The 18,352-nt window shown below is 73.6% G+C and carries 15 protein-coding genes; 10 read left to right on the top strand and 5 right to left on the bottom strand.

The features are described 5' to 3' along the window. Nucleotides 1–134: 134 nt before the first annotated feature. Complete coding sequence (locus ACQPW6_RS23000; RefSeq protein ID WP_433891559.1) at nucleotides 135–1,214, bottom strand: hypothetical protein; 1,080 nt, start codon at nucleotides 1,212–1,214, stop codon at nucleotides 135–137. A 133-nt stretch (nucleotides 1,215–1,347) separates the two neighbouring features. On the opposite strand from ACQPW6_RS23000, the gene ACQPW6_RS22995 reads away from it, so the two are divergent. Both ACQPW6_RS22995 and ACQPW6_RS22990 read left to right on the top strand, forming a co-directional pair. Continuing rightward, the gene (locus ACQPW6_RS22995) at nucleotides 1,348–2,310 is read left to right on the top strand and encodes a LysR family transcriptional regulator (RefSeq protein WP_433891558.1); all 963 of its coding nucleotides are present in this window, start codon (nucleotides 1,348–1,350) and stop codon (nucleotides 2,308–2,310) included. A gap of 70 nt (nucleotides 2,311–2,380) precedes the next feature. Beyond that, nucleotides 2,381–2,917: a DUF4396 domain-containing protein gene (locus ACQPW6_RS22990; protein WP_433891557.1), complete on the top strand. Its 537-nt coding sequence runs from the start codon at nucleotides 2,381–2,383 to the stop codon at nucleotides 2,915–2,917. Nucleotides 2,918–2,992: 75 nt separating this feature from the next. Here the strand turns inward: ACQPW6_RS22990 and ACQPW6_RS22985 are convergent, their stop codons facing one another. Beyond that, nucleotides 2,993–3,871: a methyltransferase gene (locus ACQPW6_RS22985; protein WP_433891556.1), complete on the bottom strand. Its 879-nt coding sequence runs from the start codon at nucleotides 3,869–3,871 to the stop codon at nucleotides 2,993–2,995. A 361-nt stretch (nucleotides 3,872–4,232) separates the two neighbouring features. On the opposite strand from ACQPW6_RS22985, the gene ACQPW6_RS22980 reads away from it, so the two are divergent. Both ACQPW6_RS22980 and ACQPW6_RS22975 read left to right on the top strand, forming a co-directional pair. Next, nucleotides 4,233–5,636: a ricin-type beta-trefoil lectin domain protein gene (locus tag ACQPW6_RS22980; RefSeq protein ID WP_433891555.1), complete on the top strand. Its 1,404-nt coding sequence runs from the start codon at nucleotides 4,233–4,235 to the stop codon at nucleotides 5,634–5,636. Between the two features lie 132 nt (nucleotides 5,637–5,768). Further along, nucleotides 5,769–7,436, top strand: coding sequence for a beta-1,3-glucanase family protein (locus ACQPW6_RS22975; RefSeq protein WP_433891554.1), 1,668 nt, complete (start codon nucleotides 5,769–5,771; stop codon nucleotides 7,434–7,436). A gap of 77 nt (nucleotides 7,437–7,513) precedes the next feature. On the opposite strand, the gene ACQPW6_RS22970 is transcribed toward ACQPW6_RS22975, so the two are convergent. After that, nucleotides 7,514–7,936 carry a MarR family winged helix-turn-helix transcriptional regulator gene (locus ACQPW6_RS22970; RefSeq protein WP_433891553.1) on the bottom strand — a complete coding sequence of 141 codons (423 nt, stop codon included), beginning with the start codon at nucleotides 7,934–7,936 and terminating at the stop codon, nucleotides 7,514–7,516. 201 nt (nucleotides 7,937–8,137) lie between these two features. Between ACQPW6_RS22970 and eno the strand changes: the two genes are divergently transcribed. Then, nucleotides 8,138–9,466: a phosphopyruvate hydratase gene (eno, locus tag ACQPW6_RS22965; protein ID WP_433891552.1), complete on the top strand. Its 1,329-nt coding sequence runs from the start codon at nucleotides 8,138–8,140 to the stop codon at nucleotides 9,464–9,466. 156 nt (nucleotides 9,467–9,622) lie between these two features. Next, nucleotides 9,623–10,948: a globin domain-containing protein gene (locus ACQPW6_RS22960; RefSeq protein WP_433891551.1), complete on the top strand. Its 1,326-nt coding sequence runs from the start codon at nucleotides 9,623–9,625 to the stop codon at nucleotides 10,946–10,948. Between the two features lie 41 nt (nucleotides 10,949–10,989). Here ACQPW6_RS22960 and ACQPW6_RS22955 read toward each other — a convergent pair whose 3' ends face one another. Together ACQPW6_RS22955 and ACQPW6_RS22950 are read right to left on the bottom strand one after the other, a co-directional pair. Beyond that, nucleotides 10,990–11,514 (bottom strand): hypothetical protein, encoded by a 525-nt coding sequence (locus tag ACQPW6_RS22955; protein ID WP_433891550.1) that lies wholly within the window; start codon nucleotides 11,512–11,514, stop codon nucleotides 10,990–10,992. Next, the gene (locus ACQPW6_RS22950) at nucleotides 11,505–12,824 is read right to left on the bottom strand and encodes a hypothetical protein (protein WP_433891549.1); all 1,320 of its coding nucleotides are present in this window, start codon (nucleotides 12,822–12,824) and stop codon (nucleotides 11,505–11,507) included. The genes ACQPW6_RS22955 and ACQPW6_RS22950 overlap by 10 nt, the downstream gene beginning before the upstream one ends. 782 nt (nucleotides 12,825–13,606) lie before the next feature. Here ACQPW6_RS22950 and ACQPW6_RS22945 point away from each other — a divergent pair. The 4 genes from ACQPW6_RS22945 to ACQPW6_RS22930 all read left to right on the top strand — a co-directional run bounded on the left by ACQPW6_RS22945 (nucleotide 13,607) and on the right by ACQPW6_RS22930 (nucleotide 18,349). Beyond that, complete coding sequence (locus ACQPW6_RS22945) at nucleotides 13,607–14,278, top strand: GntR family transcriptional regulator (protein ID WP_433891548.1); 672 nt, start codon at nucleotides 13,607–13,609, stop codon at nucleotides 14,276–14,278. Nucleotides 14,279–14,283: 5 nt separating this feature from the next. Continuing rightward, nucleotides 14,284–15,252 carry a dihydrodipicolinate synthase family protein gene (locus ACQPW6_RS22940; RefSeq protein ID WP_433891547.1) on the top strand — a complete coding sequence of 323 codons (969 nt, stop codon included), beginning with the start codon at nucleotides 14,284–14,286 and terminating at the stop codon, nucleotides 15,250–15,252. Beyond that, on the top strand, nucleotides 15,249–17,027 hold the full coding sequence (locus ACQPW6_RS22935; RefSeq protein WP_433891546.1) for an IlvD/Edd family dehydratase: 1,779 nt from the start codon (nucleotides 15,249–15,251) through the stop codon (nucleotides 17,025–17,027). Before ACQPW6_RS22940 ends, ACQPW6_RS22935 begins: the two co-directional genes overlap by 4 nt. A 122-nt stretch (nucleotides 17,028–17,149) precedes the next feature. After that, complete coding sequence (locus tag ACQPW6_RS22930; protein WP_433891545.1) at nucleotides 17,150–18,349, top strand: ABC transporter substrate-binding protein; 1,200 nt, start codon at nucleotides 17,150–17,152, stop codon at nucleotides 18,347–18,349. Nucleotides 18,350–18,352 lie beyond the last annotated feature (3 nt).

Here is an 18,352-nt window from a genome sequence, read left to right as displayed (position 1 = left end):
GACAGGGGCGCGGGGAACTGCGCCACCAGCCCCCACCGGCCGGAACTCGGCGACGGCCCGGAAGCGTCACGGCGGCGCCCCGATAGGGGCGCGGGGAACTGCGCCGTCAGCCCCCACCGGGCGGCAGAAAAGGGCTACTCGTCGAGGAAGAAGCGGGCGCCGGCGTGTTCGGCCAGGGCGGGGCCGAAGAGGGCGCCGGGGGTGTGGGCGCCCGGCGGAGGAGCGCCGTGAGCCAAGCGGCAGGCGACCTCCGCGGCCACGGATGCCGTGAACGTCATCGCCTCACCCGTTCGCAACCAGCCCACCCGCGTGCCCGCGGGGCCGTCGACCCGCGCTCGCGCCCAGGAGAACTCGCGGCCCCGTTCCCGCGCCGCCACCCGAATCCCCGCCAGCCGCCGCACGGCGAAATCGGCGACCACCCGCCGGGACAGAAGCACCGCCACCCCCGGCAGCAACGCCCGAACCACCCGCCCAGCGGGCACCGCCCCCGACGCCGCGACCACGAAAGGCGCCCCGCTCGCCCGCCGAGCCGCCTCCAGCTCCCCGCTGGGCACGCCCCCGCTGTGCACGGCCGTCCCGTCGGGCAGCGTGAACCGCTCCACGTCACCCCCGAGCCGCACCCGCACGAGCCGCCCGTCCTCGTAACGGCGCCCGCCCCCGGCGAGTCCCTCCACGATGCTCGCCGCGAGCGCCGTACCGAGAGCGCCGGGCTCGCCGGCGACCGACGGCAGCGCGTCGACCCGTACCCGCGTGACGGGACCCCCGTCCGCGCAAAGCTTCAGCAGGACGCTCTCCGTGCCGAGCACCCCGAACCCCGCCCCCGTCACCAGGCACCGCCCGTCGGCGACCGCCTCGTCCCGCAGCCCGAGCAGCCCGCTGACGGCGGGGAGTTCGTTCGCGAGGTCCACGTAGTGCGTGCCGGGCGGGCAGGCCCGGGCGATCGGCAGCGCCGTCCTGGTGAACGGGCCGATCGTGTTGACCACCACGGCCGGCCGGGCCGCAGGCAGCAGCGCGGCGATCGCCTCGACCCCGTCGGCCACCACGGTCCGGCACTCCCCCGCCAGCGCCCCCGCCGCCTCGCCCAGCCGGGCGGCGTCCCGTCCCACCAGGACGACGGCCTCACCCGCCGCCACCAGCCGCGCGGCAATCGCCCGGCCCGCCCGCCCGGTGGCCCCCAGAATCCAGATCTCGTTCGCATCCGCTGTCCCACTCATAGCGCCACCCTGCGGTCGCCGCCCGCGCCGGGTCCAATGAATCTTCCGGATCACGCATCGCGTTTCCCGCAACACCCCAGCTCAACGGCATCACAAGCCTTCGACCGACCTCACCCCCCGTTACGCTGAACGCATGACCGACCCGCCCTCCCCACCCGCCGACCTCGACCTCCGGCTGGTGCGCTGCTTCACCGTCGTCGCCGAGCACCGGCACTTCGGGCGGGCCGCGACCGCCCTGCACGTCACCCAGTCCTCGCTGAGCCGGCAGATCCGCCGCCTCGAAGCGGACGTGGGCGCCCGGCTGCTCGACCGCACCCCGCGGGGCACCGCGCTGACCGAGGCCGGCGAGGTCTTCCTGCCGCTGGCGACCGCCGTGCTGCGGTCCTCCGAGCAGGCCGCGTCCCGCGCCCGCGCCGCCGCGGAACCGAGCCGCATCACCGTCGGCTACATCGCGAACACCATCGTCACCCCGGCGGTCCGCGAGCTGCGCCGCCGGCACCCGGACGCCGACGTCCGGTCCCTGCACCTGGCCTGGCACGAAGCGCGCCCGGCGCTGCTCGACCACCGGGTGGACGCGGTGGTGACCCGGCTCCCGTTCAGCACCGCCGGCCTGCACGTGACCGTCCTGTACGACGAGCCCCGGATGCTGCTCGTGCCGATCGACCACCGGCTGGCCGGCCGGGCCTCCGCCACGCTCGACGACATCGCCGACGAGCCGCTGCCGCGCGGCACCGACCCGGACTGGAACGCCTTCTGGCGGATCGACCCGCGGCCCGACGGCCGCCCGGCGCCCGGCGGTCCGCTGGTCGACTCCGTCGAGGAGAAGATCGAGCTCATCGCGGCGGGCCAGGCCGTGGCGATCGTCCCGGCCGGCGCGGGCTTCACCGGCCTCACCGGTTTCCGCCCCGACCTCGCCGTGGTCCCGCTGGAGGGCGTCGAGCCGAGCCACGTCGTCCTGGCCACGCGCGCGGGCGAGCGCAGCCGGCTGGTGGCCGCTTTCCGCAAGTACGCGGAAGCGCTCCTCACGGGCTCGGGCGCGGGCACGGGCGCGGGCGCGGGCTCGGGCGCGGAGGCCGCCTCACGGGTTGAGGACTGAGCCGAGGAATACCCCCTAGGGGTATATGGTTGAGGTCGAACGTCCGCGAGAACCCGACCTGGGGGCAGCAATGGACCACGAGCACGTACACCAGCCGTCCGGCAGCCCGACACCCCCGCACCCCGGCCCGCACGGCGGCGGCCACCACCAGGAGGGCGGCCACGGCCCCGCCGGCGCCACCTGGGCCATGGCCGCGCAAGCCACCCTCCACTGCCTGACCGGCTGCGCGATCGGCGAAGTCCTCGGCATGGTCATCGGCACGGCGGCCGGCCTGAACAACGCCACCACCGTCGTCATCTCCATCGCGCTGGCGTTCGTCTTCGGCTACGCGCTGACCATGCGCGGCGTGCTGCGCGCCGGACTGCCGGTGCGGCAGGCACTCAAGGTGGCGCTCGCCGCCGACACCGTCTCGATCGCCGTCATGGAGCTGATCGACAACGGCTTCATGGTCGCCGTACCGGGCGCGATCGACGCGGGCCTGGCCGACGCGCTGTTCTGGGTGTCGCTGGCCGGTTCCCTCGTGCTGGCCTTCGTGGTGACGACGCCGGTCAACCGGTGGATGATCGGCCGCGGCAAGGGGCACGCGGTCGTGCACGCGTTCCACTGACCGCGGCGCCGGCCGCCGGCCGCCGGGCGGTAGGCCCCGGGCGTTCGCGAGGCCGGCCGCCCCGGCGCCCCGCACTCACCCCTCGCCGCGATCCCCGAAGTGCACCACCCGCGCGGTGAGTTGGTAGACGTCAGTACGGCGGCCGAGCCAGTGCGGCCCGTCCTCGTCGAGCAGCCGCCGCCACACCTCGGCGTCCTCCGCGTCGAGCAGTCCCGACTCCGTGAGGTCGGCCGCCTGGTGGCCGAGGGTGTGCAGGACGTCCCCCATCGCCCGGCTGCCGGGCGGCGCCTGCCGGTCCATCAGGAAGCTCCGGCTGGTCACGTCCACGAGGCCGGCCCGGCGCAGGACGTCCTGCCAGCCGTACGGCATCGGCACCGTACCCGGCAGGCCCGCGCGCAGGGCGACGAGGCGCGCGTGCTGCGCGTCCTCCATCCGCGATTCGAGCCCCGGGCGGCCGAGGCCGAGGTCCCACGGCAGGAAGCGCATCGGCAGCCCGCCCTCGGACAGCGCGATCCGGCCGCCGGGCGCGAGCAGCGCGGCCATGTCGTCCACCGCGCCCTGCTGGTCGGGGATGTGGTGGACGACGGCGGACGCCCAGATGAGGTCGGGCCGGGTGCCGATGACCGCGGCCAGCGTGTCGCGCCCGTCCTCGAAGCGGATCCGCTCGTACCGGTTGTCGGCCGCCGGGCCGCCGCGCTCGGCGGCGGCCCGCCGGGCCACCTCGATGAGCACGGGCTCGCCGTCCACGCCGATCACCGTCGCGTCGGGCGCCGCCTCGGCGAGCGCGATGGCCATGCCGCCGGCCCCGCAGCCGTAGTCGAGCAGCGTGCGCCGTCCGGGAGTCAGGACGGCGGCGGCCTCGGCGAGCCAGTGCTCGTCGCGCCGCAGCGAGCGTATGAGGTGCTCGGCCTCCTGCGACCAGTCGACGTCCTGCCCCTGCTGCTCCGTGGTCATGCGCGGCCTCCCGTGACAGCTCCGGCGCGGCTCCGGCCGGAGAGATGACGTCAGAATATGCGCGCCGCACGCCGCCGCCGCGCGCCGCCGCCCGGTGGTCGAGAGCGCTCTCCCCGCCCATCTTGACGGCGACACATGTACACGGGTTCAATCAAAGTCGGTCAGATGTCTACACCACCGGACGCCCGCCGCCAGGCCGCCCCAGCACCGCCCCGGCGCCGCGTCCGGAACGTGCCCCGCACCCGCCGCACCTGCTCCGCGTGCGGCACCGGTTCCCCACGCCGTACAGCTCTCCCCCCACCCGTGCGCACCCCGGCACCTCTGCTCGCCCGCCAACTGGCGGGCCGTCAGGAGCTGTTCCATGCCTCACCGCAGCCACCGCCCGTCCCCCCGCGGCAGATCCGCGCTCCTCCCCGTCCTCCACCCGGCTCGCCGCCCCGCCCTCCTCCCCGCACTTTTCCGCACATGGCGCCGGCTCGCGCTCGCGGCGGCGCTCGCCGCGCTCGGCGCCCTCGCGGTGTTCGCCGCCGGCGCGCCCGCGGCCAACGCGGTCACCGTTCCCGGGCCGCCGTCCGGCTGGTCCACCGTCTTCAGCGACGACTTCGCCGGCGGGGCCGGCAGCGCGCCCAACGGATCGAAGTGGACGTACGACACCGGCCCCGGCTCGAACTTCGGCACCGGCGAGATCGAGACGATGACCAACTCCACCAGCAACGTCCACCTGGACGGCAGCGGCCACCTCGACATCACCGCCCTCGGCAGCGGCAACAACTGGACCTCGGGCCGCATCCACACGCCGAGCGCCGTCGTGGGCGCGCCGGCCGGCGGCAAGTTGCAGGTCACCGCGTCGATCCAGCAGCCGAGCACCGGCAACGGACTGGGCTACTGGCCGGCGTTCTGGATGCTGGGCCCGGGCCAGTGGCCGGAGAACGGCGAGATCGACATCATGGAGGACGTCAACACGCTGTCGCAGGTGGCCGGCACGATCCACTGCGGCACGTTCCCCGGCGGCGTCTGCAACGAGGGCAACGGCATCGGCAGCGGCCTGCGGGCCTGCCCCGGCTGCCAGAGCGGCTTCCACACGTACTCGATGATCCTGGACCGGACGAACACGTCCAACGAGTCGATCACCTTCTACCTCGACGGCGCCTCGTACTTCAGCGTCAGCGAGGGCCAGGTCGGCGCCGCCACCTGGCAGGCCGCGTACGACCACAACCTGACGATCATCTTCGACCTCGCGATGGGCGGCGGCTTCCCCAACGGCGTCTGCGGCTGCACGTCGCCGAGTTCGGGGACGACGTCCGGCGGGACGATGAGCGTGGGGTACGTGGCCGCGTACACGACGGGCGGTGGCGGCGGCACCACCCCGCCGCCGGCCGGCGGCAAGGCCATCACCGGCTACGGCGGCCTGTGCCTGGACGACCGCGCGGCGAGCACCGCGAACTTCAACCCGGTGCAGGTCTACACGTGCAACGGAACGGCCGCGCAGCAGTGGTCCGTTGTGCAGGCGGGCAGCACGCTGCACGTGCTGGGCAAGTGCCTTGACGTCGCGAACGGCGGCACCGGCAACGGGACGCCGGTGGACCTCTACGACTGCAACAACACCGGCTCCCAGGTGTGGATCCCGCAGTCCAACGGCTCGTTGTACAACCCGCAGTCCAACAGGTGCCTGGACGACACCGGTTGGTCCACGACCGCCGGCACCCAAGTAGAGCTCTGGGACTGCACGGGAGGCGCCAACCAGGTCTGGCACCTGCCTTCCTGACTCTCCCTCACCTCGCCCGGGTCACGGTCGTGGCCTCGCAGTTCCTCCCTCGCGGTTCCCCCCACGCGGAGCACCGCCGTCCGGACGCAGCACCGGACGGCGGCCCGCCTGCACACCTCCCAGGAGGAGTACGTGGTCTCCAGACGTTCCTTCGTCACGGCGGTCGGCACCGGCGCCGTCGCCGCGAGTTCCCCGCTGTGGGCGCGCGGCCTCACCTCGCGCGCGGCGGCCGCCGGCCCGTCGCTGCCGATCTCGCTGAAGAACAACTCCGGCAGCGGCAGCACGGTCTACGCCTACATCAGCGGCTCCGACAGCAGCGGCTGGCCCGGATTCGTCACCTCGTCCGGGCACTTCCAGCGGCTGCCGAGCCCGTCGTCGGTGCTCACCCCGATCGCCGACTTCGCCATACCGCTGGGCGCCTCGGGCTCGGCCGCCACCACCTTCACGCTCCAGGACTACGTGATCGGCGGCCGGGTCTGGTTCTCGGTCGGCAAGAAGATCCAGTTCTTCGTCAACCCGGGCGCCGTACCCGGCCTCGTCCAGCCCGGTTTCACCAGCAGCGACCCCAACTGGCTGACCGACTGGACGTTCTGCGAGTTCACTTACAACAGCGCCAACCTGTACGCGAACATCAGCTACGTCGACATGGTGGCCCTCCCCGTCTCCATGGCGACCACCGGCAGCGGCGGGGCGCAGTCGGTCAGCCCGCTGCCGTCGGGCGCGCTGGCCTCGATCGCCGCCGGGCTCCAGGCGCAGCACGCGGCGGACGGTGCCCCGTGGGACCAGCTGGTCGCCCGTGACTCCTCGGGTGCGGCGCTGCGCATCCTGGCGCCCGCGCACTCGCCCACCGACTTCGGCGGGTACTGGACGAACTACCTGAACAACGTGTGGAGTTACTACCAGTCGCACACGCTGACCATCAACGGGCAGGGCAGCATCGGCGCGTACTCCGGCACGGTGTCCGGCAACACGCTGGTCTTCGCGGGCCTGAACACCAACGGCGTGCCGTTCACCAAGCCCAGCGCCGTGGACATCTTCGGCTGCGCCAGCGGGCCGCTCTACAACTCCGGCGGCGACGCCCGGGGCGCGGTGGCGGCCCGGCTCGCGGCGGCGCTCAACCGCAGCTCGCTGCTGGTGGGCGGCGGCGGCAACCAGCCGGACGGCGTCCCGCCGTCGGGCTACTACACGGACCCGACGACCAACCACTACGCGCGCCTGGTCCACCAGTACGCCACCGTCGGATACGCCTTCCCCTACGACGACGTCGGCCCGACCGGCGCCGCCCCCGTGGACGGCCACATCCAGGACGGCGCGCCGACCTCCTGGACGGTCGCGCTGGGCCCGGGCGCCGGCTCCGGCAGCACCACCCCGCCGCCCGGCGGCGGCGGAACGGGCGCGTACGCCACGATCCAGGCGGAGTCGTACAGCGCGCAGAGCGGCACCCAGACCGAGAGCTGCACGGACTCCGGCGGCGGCCAGGACGTCGGCTACCTCGCGAACGGCGACTGGCTCAAGTACGCCTCCGTGGACTTCGGTTCGTCCTCCCCCGCCCAGTTCACCGCCCGGCTGGCCTCCGGCGCGCCGAGCGGTGTGAGCGGCGCGATCCAGGTCCGGGTGGACGGCACCGCCGGCACGAAGATCGCCGAGATCGACTTCGCCAACAACGGCGGCTGGCAGACCTGGCAGACCGTCCCGGCGAACATCACCACCCCGGTGACCGGGGTCCACGACGTGTACCTGGTCCTCGCCGGCTCCCCCTCCGACTTCGTGAACATCAACTGGTTCCGCTTCACCCACTAGCCCCGACGGCCCGGCGGGGCCCTGTGTGCCGGGGCCCGCCGGGACGCCAACCTGCTGTCCGGCGGGGGGGGCAGGGGTCAGCGGGCGGCGAGGCGTTCCATCAGGGCGGCGCTGCGGGCCAGGGACTCGCGTTCCTCGGCGGTGAGTTCGAGCTCGATGGCCTGGGCGAGCCAGCCGGCCCGGCGGCCGCGTTCGGCCTCCAGGGCGGCGCGGCCCGCCGGGGAGAGCTCGACCAGGGACTTGCGGCCGTCGGTGGGGTGGGCGCGGCGGACGACGAGGCCCTGGTCCATCAGCAGGCCGACCGCGCGGGCCATCGACTGGGGGCGTACCCGCTGGTCGGCCGCCAGGTCGCTGGTGGTCATGGCGCCGTCGCGGTCGAGCGTGCCGAGCACCGAGACCTGGCCGAGCGGCATCCGGTCCTCGTGCTTCACGCGGCGGGTGAGCTTGCCCATCGCGTTGCGCAGTTCGGTGGCGACGGCGGCGGGTTCCGGGGTGGGCATAGGGCACTTTAACCGGTGGTGACCAGCGAAGCTGTGCACCTCATCTGTGCAGCTCAGCTGTTTAGCAGACCTGTACAGCAACACTGAACAGCACAACTGAACAGCGAATCTGCACAGCATTGCTGTAGAGTCAGTGCTGTCGCGGCACGCGCCAGCGTTGTCGCAGCAGGCCGCGGCGCGCGCCGACGCGAAGGGCCTCCCATGGTTTCCAGCACCCCCGCCGCTCCCCCCGCCTCCCCAGGCGCCGGCTCCACCGCCATCCGGTCGGTCACCGCCCGCCGGGTCCTCGACAGCCGGGGCAACCCCACCGTCGAGGCGGACGTCCTGCTCGCCGACGGATCGCTCGGCCGCGCCGCCGTCCCCTCCGGCGCCTCCACCGGCGCCCGCGAGGCCGTCGAGCTGCGGGACGCGGACCCCGCGCGCTGGCACGGCAAGGGCGTCGACCGCGCGGTCGCCCACGTCAACGGGGACATCGCGGCAGCGGTCCTCGGGCGTGACGCCGACGACCAGGCCGGGCTCGACGCCGCGCTCGTCGCGCTCGACGGCACCCCCGACAAGTCCCGGCTCGGCGCCAACGCGCTGCTCGGCGTCTCCCTCGCCGCCGCGAAGGCCGCCGCCACCTCGCACCGCCAGCCGCTCTACCGCTACCTCGGCGGCGCCGACGCCCGGCTGCTCCCGCTGCCGATGATGAACATCGTCAACGGCGGTGCGCACGCCGACAACCCGCTGGACTTCCAGGAGTTCATGATCGCCCCGATCGGCGCCCCGACCTTCGCCGAGGCCGTCCGCATGGGTTCCGAGATCTTCCACACGCTGCGCCGCGACCTGCTCGCCGCCGGCCACTCCACGGGCGTCGGCGACGAGGGCGGCTTCGCGCCCGCGCTCCGCACCGCCGAGGAGGCGCTCGACTTCGTCATGGCGGCCGTCGAACGCACCGGCTACCGGCCCGGTACGGACATCGGCCTGGTGATGGACCCGGCCTCGTCGGAGTTCTTCCGGGACGGCGCCTACGTGTACACCGGCGAGGGCGTGCGCCGCACACCGTCCGAACAGGCCGACTACCTGGCCAAGTTGATCGACGCGTACCCGATCGTCTCGATCGAGGACCCGATGGCCGAGGACGACCTCGACGGCTGGCGCGAGCTGACCGCCCGCGTCGGCGACCGCTGCCAGCTCACCGGCGACGACGTGTTCTGCACGAACGAGACGCTGCTGCGCGAAGGCATCCGCACCGGCGTCGGCAACTCCGTCCTGGTCAAGGTCAACCAGATCGGCACCCTGACCGAGGCCCTCACCACCGTCGCCACCGCCCACCGCGCCGGCTGGACGGTCGTGATGTCCCACCGCTCCGGCGAGACGGAGGACACCACCATCGCCGACCTGGCAGTGGCCACCAACTGCGGCCAGATCAAAACAGGCTCCCTCTCCCGCTCCGACCGCACGGCGAAGTACAACCAACTCATCCGCATCGAGGAGGAGTTGGGCTCCTCAGCCCGCTACGCGGGCGGCACGATCCTCACCCGCGCCTGACAACCGGCACGCCCCGACCGGGCGCGGCGAAACCGTCGCACTATTGTTCCCAGTGGTGCGGGTGGGGGATGATGCCGCGGGTCGCGTCTGCGTGGGGCGTGGCGGTGGTGCTCGGGTCCGGGTGCCGAGTCCAGTGCTGGGAGCGGTTGAACGGCCATGAGCGGCGACGGCGACCTGGCTCTGATCCGGTCCAGTTTCGAACGGGTGCAGCGGCGGGCCTCGCATGTCGTCACGTTCTTCTACGTGCACCTCTTCGACGCGCACCCCGAGGTGCGGGGGCTGTTTCCCGCTGACATGAGCGAGCAGTTCGACCGGTTGTTCGCCGCGCTGGGGTATGTCGTGGCGCATCTGGACGATCCCGGGCTCGGTGAGTACCTGGCCCAACTCGGGCGCGACCACCGCAAGTTCGACATCGCGCCGGAGCACTTCGACGCGGTCGGGCAGAGTCTGATCGCGGCTCTGCGCTTCGGCAGCGGGCAGGTGTGGGACGAGGCCACCGAGGCCGCCTGGCTCGGCGCCTACGGGGTCGCCGCCGGCGCGATGCAGGAGGGTGCGCGGCAGGCCGCGGCGGCCGGCGAGCCGCGCTGGTGGCAGGCGTTGGTGCTGCAGCACCGGCTGCACGAGGGGCACACCGCCGTCTTCACCGTGCTGCCCGACCACCACTACCCCTACCGGCCAGGGCAGTTCGCCACCCTCCAACTGCCGCACCTGCCAGGGGTGTGGCGGCCGTACTCGATCGCGCGGGCCCCGCGCCGGGACGGCATCCTGGAGTTCCATGTCTCCCGCGTCGACGGCGGCCTGCTCAGCCCGGTGATCTGCGACCGGCTGGAGGAGGGCGACCGGATCCGGCTCGGCCCGGCGTCCGGCGCGGCGCTCACCCCGTCGCAGGACGCCCCGTGGATCACGCTGATCGCGGCGGGCTCCGGCTGGTCGGCGGTCAAACCGGTGGTGGAGGAGCTGACGTCACGGCGGCCCGCGCCCCGGGTGCGGGTCGACCTGGTGGCACGCACCCGGCGGCACCTGTACGACCTGCCGACGCTGTCCGCCCTGGCAGAACGCTACTCGTGGCTGGACGTGGCGCTCTGGCACGCCGACCCGTCCGAGAGCGAGACGCGCGCGACGGAGCGGCTGTTCGCGGACCTGGCCGCCCGCCGCGACTGGCACAGCCGGCACGTCTACGTGTCGGGCCCGCCCGGTTTCGTCGCCGAGGTCGGCGCCCTGCTCACCGAATGCGGACTCCCGGCGAACCGCCTCACCCACGACCCGCTGCGCCCGCCGGGCGCCCGGATCCAGTACCAGGGCCACGCGGACCGCTTCCTCGACCCCAAGCCGGTCCCCTGGATCGACCCGGCCACCCGCACGGGCGAACCCGTCCCACCCCCGCGGCCCGCACCCCGACCGCAGCCCGCCCCGTACGAGCCGACCCGCACAAGGAGCACGCCGGCCAGCCCGGCCGAGGAAAGCGACCGGGCGGCGCGCTAGTTGTCAGCCGGCGCCTCGGATACCAGCCCGGCGAGGCCCAGTTAACGGTCAGGGACGCTCGCCGAGCGCGGATTCACCCTCACCGGGCAGGAGTTCCACAGCTCCACCCCGGCCCCGACCAGCTCCAGCACCGCCCGTTCCTCACCGGCGGTCCACGCGGCGGACTCGCCGCCGAACAGCTTGTCGTAGGCGCTGTCGTGCACCGCTTCCTGCCGGGGCAGCCGGTCGGTCGCGTGCAGGCCGCGGGCCAGGTCGTCGAAGAAGTTCCACGCGTCCAGCACCGCCCCCGGCGGGACCTTCCGGCGCACCGGATCCTCCATCCAGTGCTGGACCCGGGCGAGTTCGCACGTGTTGGCCCCCGGCGCGGCCGGCCGCCACCCCCGCCGGCGGGCGTACGCCAGCGCCTGCCGGACGGTCCCGAACACCGGCACGTACCGGCGGCCGGCCTCCGTCACCGCGCACACCCGGTCGGGCTCATCGCCCGGCCCGCCGAGCCACAGCACCACCGCGCTCCGGCCGCGCCCGCGCACCCGGTAGGCGTACAGGCGTTGGGGAGTCAGCGGCACGCGACGGTGGAGGAGCCGTTGCCGGACGCCGCCGCGGGGTCGGTGGAGACGGTCAGGCCGATGTACGGGCGGGCGCTGTTGGACTTGAAGGTGAACGTGGAGGTGAAGGTGTAGCTCTTCGAACCCTTCGGGAAGCTCGCGGTCTGCGGGGTCATCGTGGTGGCCCCCTGCGGGCTCCCCTTGCTGTTGCGCCACCACGTGACGTGCAGCGTGCCGGCGGCCGTTCCGTCGTACCGGACCAGGACGGCGGCGGTCGCGGCGTGCTCGGCGGTGGAGCAGGTGGCGCTCACCCCGACGGACGAGACGTGCGAACCGGTCGGCGGCCTGGTGCTCGTGACGGGGTTCGCCGAGTGGGTGGCCGGGGGCGCGGCCGGGCTGCCGGTCGGCGTGCCCTTGGGCGTGGCTGTGGTGCCGGCCGCGGTGGTGGGGGCGGTGGAGCTGCCGGCGGTCGTCGTGACCGTCGGGGACGTCGAGGGAGTGCCGGCCGGGGCCGTGGTGGCGTCGGCGGCAGGCGTGGTGGCCGCCGTGGACGGGGCAGCGGCCGGTGAAGTGGCCACCGGACGGGTGGGGTTGGCGCTCGCGTCGCTGCTGTCGCTGTCGCCGGTCGCCACGGCGGTGACGGTGACGGCGCCCGCGACGATCACGGCCGCGACGACCACCGCGAGGATCTTGGCCCGGCGGCCGAAACGCGGTGCGCGCTCCTCGGGGCCGGCGGGAAGAACTGCCGGCGGGTCCGGAGGAACCGGGACCAGGGGTACGAGGACCGGGGCCGGCGGCACGGGTGCCGGCGGAGCGGCGTCCGCGACGGGCGGGAGCGGCACCGGGGCAGCCGCCTCGGGCGAGGCGGCGGGGGCCGCCTTCTTCGCCGCGGCGGACTTCGCCGCGGCGGACTTCGCCGCGGCGGACTTCGCCGCGGCGGACTTCTGCGCCGCCGTCTTCTGCGCGGTCTTCTTCTGGGCCGACTTGGCCGGCGCCGCGGCCTTCTTCGCGGGTACGGCCTTCGCGGGTACGGCGGCCTTCTTGGCCGGTGCCGCGGCCGACTTGGCGGACGCCGCGGCGGTCTTAGCGGGTACGGCGGCCGACTTGGCGGGAGTCGCGGCCTTCTTGGCCGGCGCCGCGGCCGTCTTCGCGGGTACGGCCTTCGCGGGTACGGCGGCCCTCTTGGCCGGCGCCGCCTTCTTGGCCGCCGCCTTCTTCGCTGCCGCCGACTTGGCCGGAGCCGTGGCCGCCGCTGCGCCGGTCGCCGCGGGCGCCGCTTCGGGCGCCGCCTGGCCCTCCGCCGCGGGCAGCACCACCTTCGCGAGTTGCATGGTCGGCGGATCCGCCGCAACAGGTTCGGCCGGGACGTTCGCCGGCTGAGCCGGCTGCGCTTCGCCCGTAGCCGCGGGCTCGTCAACGGGCGGCGCGGGTATCTCCTGCGCGGCACCGTCCGCCGCAACTGCTCCCGGGCCAGCGGCCGTTGCCGGGCCTCCCGGCGCCGCCTTCGCGTCGGCCGCCTTCCGGGGCCGCGCCGCCGTCTTCCGCGCCGGCCGCGCGCCGGAGCGCCCGCCCGGCCGCGCCGCCGCGGCCGTCCCGTCGTCGTCGCTGCCGCCGGGTATGCCCGTGCCGTCGTGGTCGTCGTCCACCTGGTTCCGTCCCTCGCGCCGCACCTTGCGGAGGAGCCGCGGTTCGCAACTCCTCGCCCACCCGGTTCCGTTCTCGGATTCCCGCCGGCAGCCGGGCCGGCCCGCCGGGGCCCACGGAAGCCGTCCGTCCGACCCGCGCCCGGAAGGGCGGAACGTTCCGACCCGCGGGCGACGACCGGGGATCGCCCGCCGGCCGGACAGGAGGCGCCGTGAGGATCAGCAGAGTACAGGCGCGCGTCCCACCCCCGTCCACCGTCCCGCGGCCGGACGCCGACTCGCCCGCGCGAGGCGGGGCCGGCCTTCCGGTCTGACAGCGGGCCACCAGGCAGCGCCGCATCGGAGCATTCCGCACAATTCCAGGAACCGGCCGACCACTTCGGGGACTGACAGACCTCTTGACCGCTGTCACCGGGAGTTCTAGCGTCCCTTGCGTATCGTATATGAGATCTCACGTGGGAGCCGTTTCCTTGTCCGATGCCCTCACCCAGTCCGGCGGGTTCCGCCCCGGTTCGCTGCCCTCGCGAACCGAGGCGGTGCTGGACGCGGTCAAACACGCCATCCTCACCGGCGAGTTGAAGCCCGGACAGCCGCTGGTGGAGACCGAACTCGCCGCGCGGCTCGGGGTGTCCAAGACGCCGGTGCGTGAGGCGCTGAAGACGCTGGCGGGCTCGGGGCTGGTCACCATGAGCGCCTACAAGGGGGCTTCGGTGCGCGAGGTGGACGACATCCTCGCGCGCAGCGTCTACGACATGCGGCTGCTGCTCGAACCGGTCGCCGCGACCAGGACGGCGGCCACCGGACCGCACTCCTGGTCCGACGCGAGCGCCGCGCTCGACCGTGCCGACCGGGCCTCCGACGCCGCCGAACGCTCGCTGTCCAACCGGGACTTCCACCGGGCGCTGTACGCGGGCTGCGGCAATCCGCTGCTCGTGCGGACGCTGGACGAACTGCGCGACCAGACCGCCCTGGTGTCCAGTGCCGCCTGGGCGGTCCGGCCGTCCTGGGAGCTGGAGGCGCGCGAGCACCGGGCGATCCTGCGGGCCGCGCAGGACGGCGACCCGGAGCTTGTCGGCCGGCTGGTCCGCGACCACATCAGCGCGTTCCTGGCCCGCAACTTCCCCGAGACACCGAAGGAGTGACCCGGATGGCACCGGACGACGCCGCACCTCTGGCTGCCTTGAACGACACGGACGCGCCGCACAGCCTGGAGGCTCTGCGCGCCCGGCTCGGCACCGTGATCGCCGTCCCGGTGGCCCCCTTCGGCGACGGCGGCGGCGTGGACTGGGACAACCACGCGGAGTCCGTGCGCCGGCTGGTCGACCACGGCATCGAGGTGGTCACCCCCAACGGCAACACCGGCGAGTTCTACACCCTCAGCCCGGCCGAGGCCCGGCAGGCCGTGGAGTCGGCCGTCGCGGCGGCCGGCGGCCGGGCGGAGGTGATGGCGGGCGTCGGGCTCGACCTGGCCGGCGCGGTCGCCGCCGCCCGGCACGCGCGGGAGGCCGGGGCGGGCTCGCTGATGGTGCACCAGCCCGTGCACCCGTACCGCTCCGCGGAGGGCTGGATCGCGTACCACCGGGCCATCGCGGAGGCGGTGCCCGACCTGGGCGTCGTCCTCTACATCCGCGACGAGCGGGTCAGCGGCGCGCACATCCGGACGCTGGCCGAGCAGTGCGCGAACGTCGTCGGGGTGAAGTACGGGGTCCCGGACGCGGTGCGCTTCGCGCGGGTGGCGCGGGAGGCCGGCCTCGACCGGTTCGCCTGGATCGCCGGGCTCGCCGAGCTGTTCGCCCCGAGCTGCTGGGCCGGCGGCGCGGTCGGATTCACCTCGGGACTGGCCAACGTGGCACCGAAGTTGTCGCTCGCGATGCTCGCGGCGCTGCGCGGCGGCGACTACCCGGCGGCCATGCGGGTGTGGGAGTCGGTGCGGCCTTTCGAGGAGATGCGCGCCGCCGACGCGTCCGCGGACAACGTCAGCGTCATCAAGGAGGCGCTGTCCCAACTGGGCCTGTCCTCCAGTGCGGTGCGCCCGCCGTCACGGAACCTGCCGGAGCCGCTGCGCGACCGGATCGGTGAACTGCTCAAGCAGTGGCGGACGGAGGGCTGGCTGTGAACGGGGACGCTGCCGCCGCAACGGGTGACGGGCCCGCGCCGGCCCGGGCGCTGCGCAGTGCGGCCTGGTTCGGCGAGGCCGACGACGTGGCCGGCGGCGGTCTGCGCGCGTTCAGCCACCGCTCGCGGATGCGCCAACTCGGCTACCTGCCGGAGGAGCACCTCGGCAAGCCGGTGATCGCGATCCTCAACACCTGGTCCGAAATCAACCCCTGCCACATGCACCTGCGTGAGCGCGCCGAGCAGGTCAAACGCGGTGTGTGGCAGGCCGGCGGCTTCCCGCTGGAGTTCCCCGTCGCGACGCTCTCCGAGACGTTCCAGAAGCCCACGCCCATGCTCTACCGCAACCTGCTGTCGATGGAGACCGAGGAGCTGCTGCGCTCCTACCCGGTGGACGGCGCGGTGCTGATGGGCGGCTGCGACAAGACCGTTCCGGCGCTGCTCATGGGCGCCGCGAGCGCCAACCTCCCTGCCCTGGTGGTGCCTTCGGGGCCGATGCTGCGCGGCCACCACCGCGGGAAGCCGCTCGGCAGCGGCACCGACCTGTGGGCGTACTGGGACGAGTACCGGGCCGGGCGGATCGGCGCCTGCGAGATGGCCGAGGTGGAGTGCGGCCTGGCCCGGTCGCCCGGCCACTGCATGACCATGGGCACCGCGTCCACGATGACCGCCGCCGCCGAGGCGCTGGGCATGGCGCTGCCGGGTTCCTCCGCCATCCCCGCGGTCGATTCCGCGCACCACCGGATGGCGGCGGCCGCGGGCCGGCGGATCGTCGGCCTGGTCGAGGAGGACGTCACCCCGGCCGCGGTGATGACCCGGGAGGCGTTCGAGGACGCCGCCGCGACCGTCCTCGCGCTCGGCGGCTCCACCAACGCGCTGATCCACCTGATCGCGATGGCCGGACGGCTCCAAGTCCTTTTGCGCCTGGCGGACTTCGACGCCCTCGGCCGCCGCATCCCGGTGCTCGCGGACGTCCGCCCGGTCGGCGCCCACCTGATGGAGGACTTCTACTACGCGGGCGGACTCCCGGCGCTGCTGCGGCAGTTGGACGAGGTCCCGGGGGCGCTGCACCCGGACCGGATCACCGTCGCCGGCCACTCGTTCGCCGGCTACTTCGCCGGCGCCGAGATCACCGGGCCGGCCATCCGCGCCCGGGACAGCCCCGTCTCCCCCGAGGGCGGCGTCGCCGTGCTGCACGGCAACCTCGCGCCGGACGGCGCCGTGATCAAACACCTCGCCGCCACCCCGGCGCTGCTGCGGCACACCGGCCCCGCGGTCGTCTTCGACTCCTACGCCGAGCTGCGCAGGAACATCGACGACCCGGCCCTCGGCATCACCGCGGACACCGTACTGGTGCTGCGCGGCGCGGGCCCGCTCGGCGGCCCCGGCATGCCGGAGCACGGCATGCTGCCCATCCCCGCCTACCTGCTGGAGAAGGGCGTCACCGACCTGGTGCGGATCTCCGACGCCCGTATGAGCGGCACCAGTTACGGCACCTGCGTGCTGCACATCTCCCCCGAGTCGTACGCGGGCGGCCCGCTGGCACTGGTCCGCACCGGCGACCCGATCACCCTCGACGTGGAGCGCCGGATGCTCCAACTGAACGTTGCCCCGAGCGAGTTGGAGAGCCGCCGGCTCGCCTGGACGGCACCGGAACCGGCGTTCACCCGCGGCTACGGCTCTCTGTATGCCGCGCACGTCACGCAGGCCGACCAGGGCTGCGACTTCGACTTCCTCGCCGCGCCGGGTCGCGATCCGCTGCCCGACCCCCGCTGAACCGGTCCCCCCTCCCTTCTCTCCGACCTCTGCGTTCGTCGTCACACCAACGAAGGGCCATATTTGTCATGCCCGAGATAACTGGAAGCAGATCGAGTGTTCCCGTTCCGTCGCGTCGCCGGGTGCTGTCCACGCTCGCGGCGGGCGCGGCGGCCGTTCCGGTGCTCGCCGCGTGTTCGGCGCCGAGCAGCCACGACGGCGCCGGCACCTCCAGCGCGCCGACCTCGCTCGGCAGCACGCCAGGCAAGGCGGTGACGCTCAACGTCCTTGACGTGGCCGGGAATCTGGCCCTGACCAAGCCGATGATCGAGGCGTTCAAGTCCGCGCACCCCGAGGTCGTCTCGCACGTCACGTACAGCACGGGAACGGCGCCGCAGCTGGCGTCGAAGGTGCAGGCGCAGCAGCAGGCCGGGAACGTGCAGATCCATCTGGTGCTGACCGGGACGGACGGTCTGGCGGCCGGAATCCAGAAGGGCCTGTGGTACGGGCTGAAGCCGTACTACGACACGTTCTTCCCCGGCCTGATGGCCAACTACCAGCCGGGCGCGGCCTCGATGGCGTCGCTGGCGCAGGACCAGGGCATCGAGCTGGTGTGGTACCCGTCCGGGCCGCTGCTGGAGTACGACCCGGCCAAGGTCCCCACCCCGCCGGCGACGACCGACGCGCTGCTGGACTGGGCGAAGGCCAACGGGGGCAAGTTCCAGTACGCGCGGCCGGCCAACTCCGGCCCCGGGCGGACGTTCTTGATGGGCCTGCCCTACCTGCTGGGCGATTCCGACCCGACGGATCCGACCAACGGCTGGTCGAAGACGTGGGCGTATCTGACCGAGCTCAACAAGCACGTCGACTCGTATCCGGCCGGTACGAGCGCGGTGATGAAGAACCTCGCGGCCGGCACGGTGCACATGATCGCCTCGACGACGGGCTGGTACATCAACCCGCGGGCGCTGGGGACGGTGCCGCCGGGAATGAAGGTCGCGAAGTTCTCCTCGTTCACGTGGGTGTCGGACGCGCAGTACGGGGTGATTCCCAAGGGCGTCTCGACCGATGAACTGACCGCCGTCCTGCGGCTGTTGGCGTGGATGCTGACCCCCGAGCAGCAGGCGTTCGCCTACGACGAGGGCTACTTCTACCCCGGCCCCGCGGTCAAGGACGTGCCGCTGAGCAAGGCCCCGGCGTCCTCGCAGAACGTGATGTCGAAGTTCGGCGAGCCCGAGTTCGACGGCTGGATCAAGCAGTTCCCGATCAAGAACTCGCTGCCGGCCACCGCCCAGGTCACCGCGTTCGACCTGTGGGACCGCCGGATCGGATCGACGAAGTGAGTG

The organism is Streptomyces sp. CA-111067, from assembly GCF_050956065.1.
Lineage (GTDB): Bacteria > Actinomycetota > Actinomycetes > Streptomycetales > Streptomycetaceae > Actinacidiphila.
This window is presented reverse-complemented; position numbering and strand designations above follow the sequence as displayed.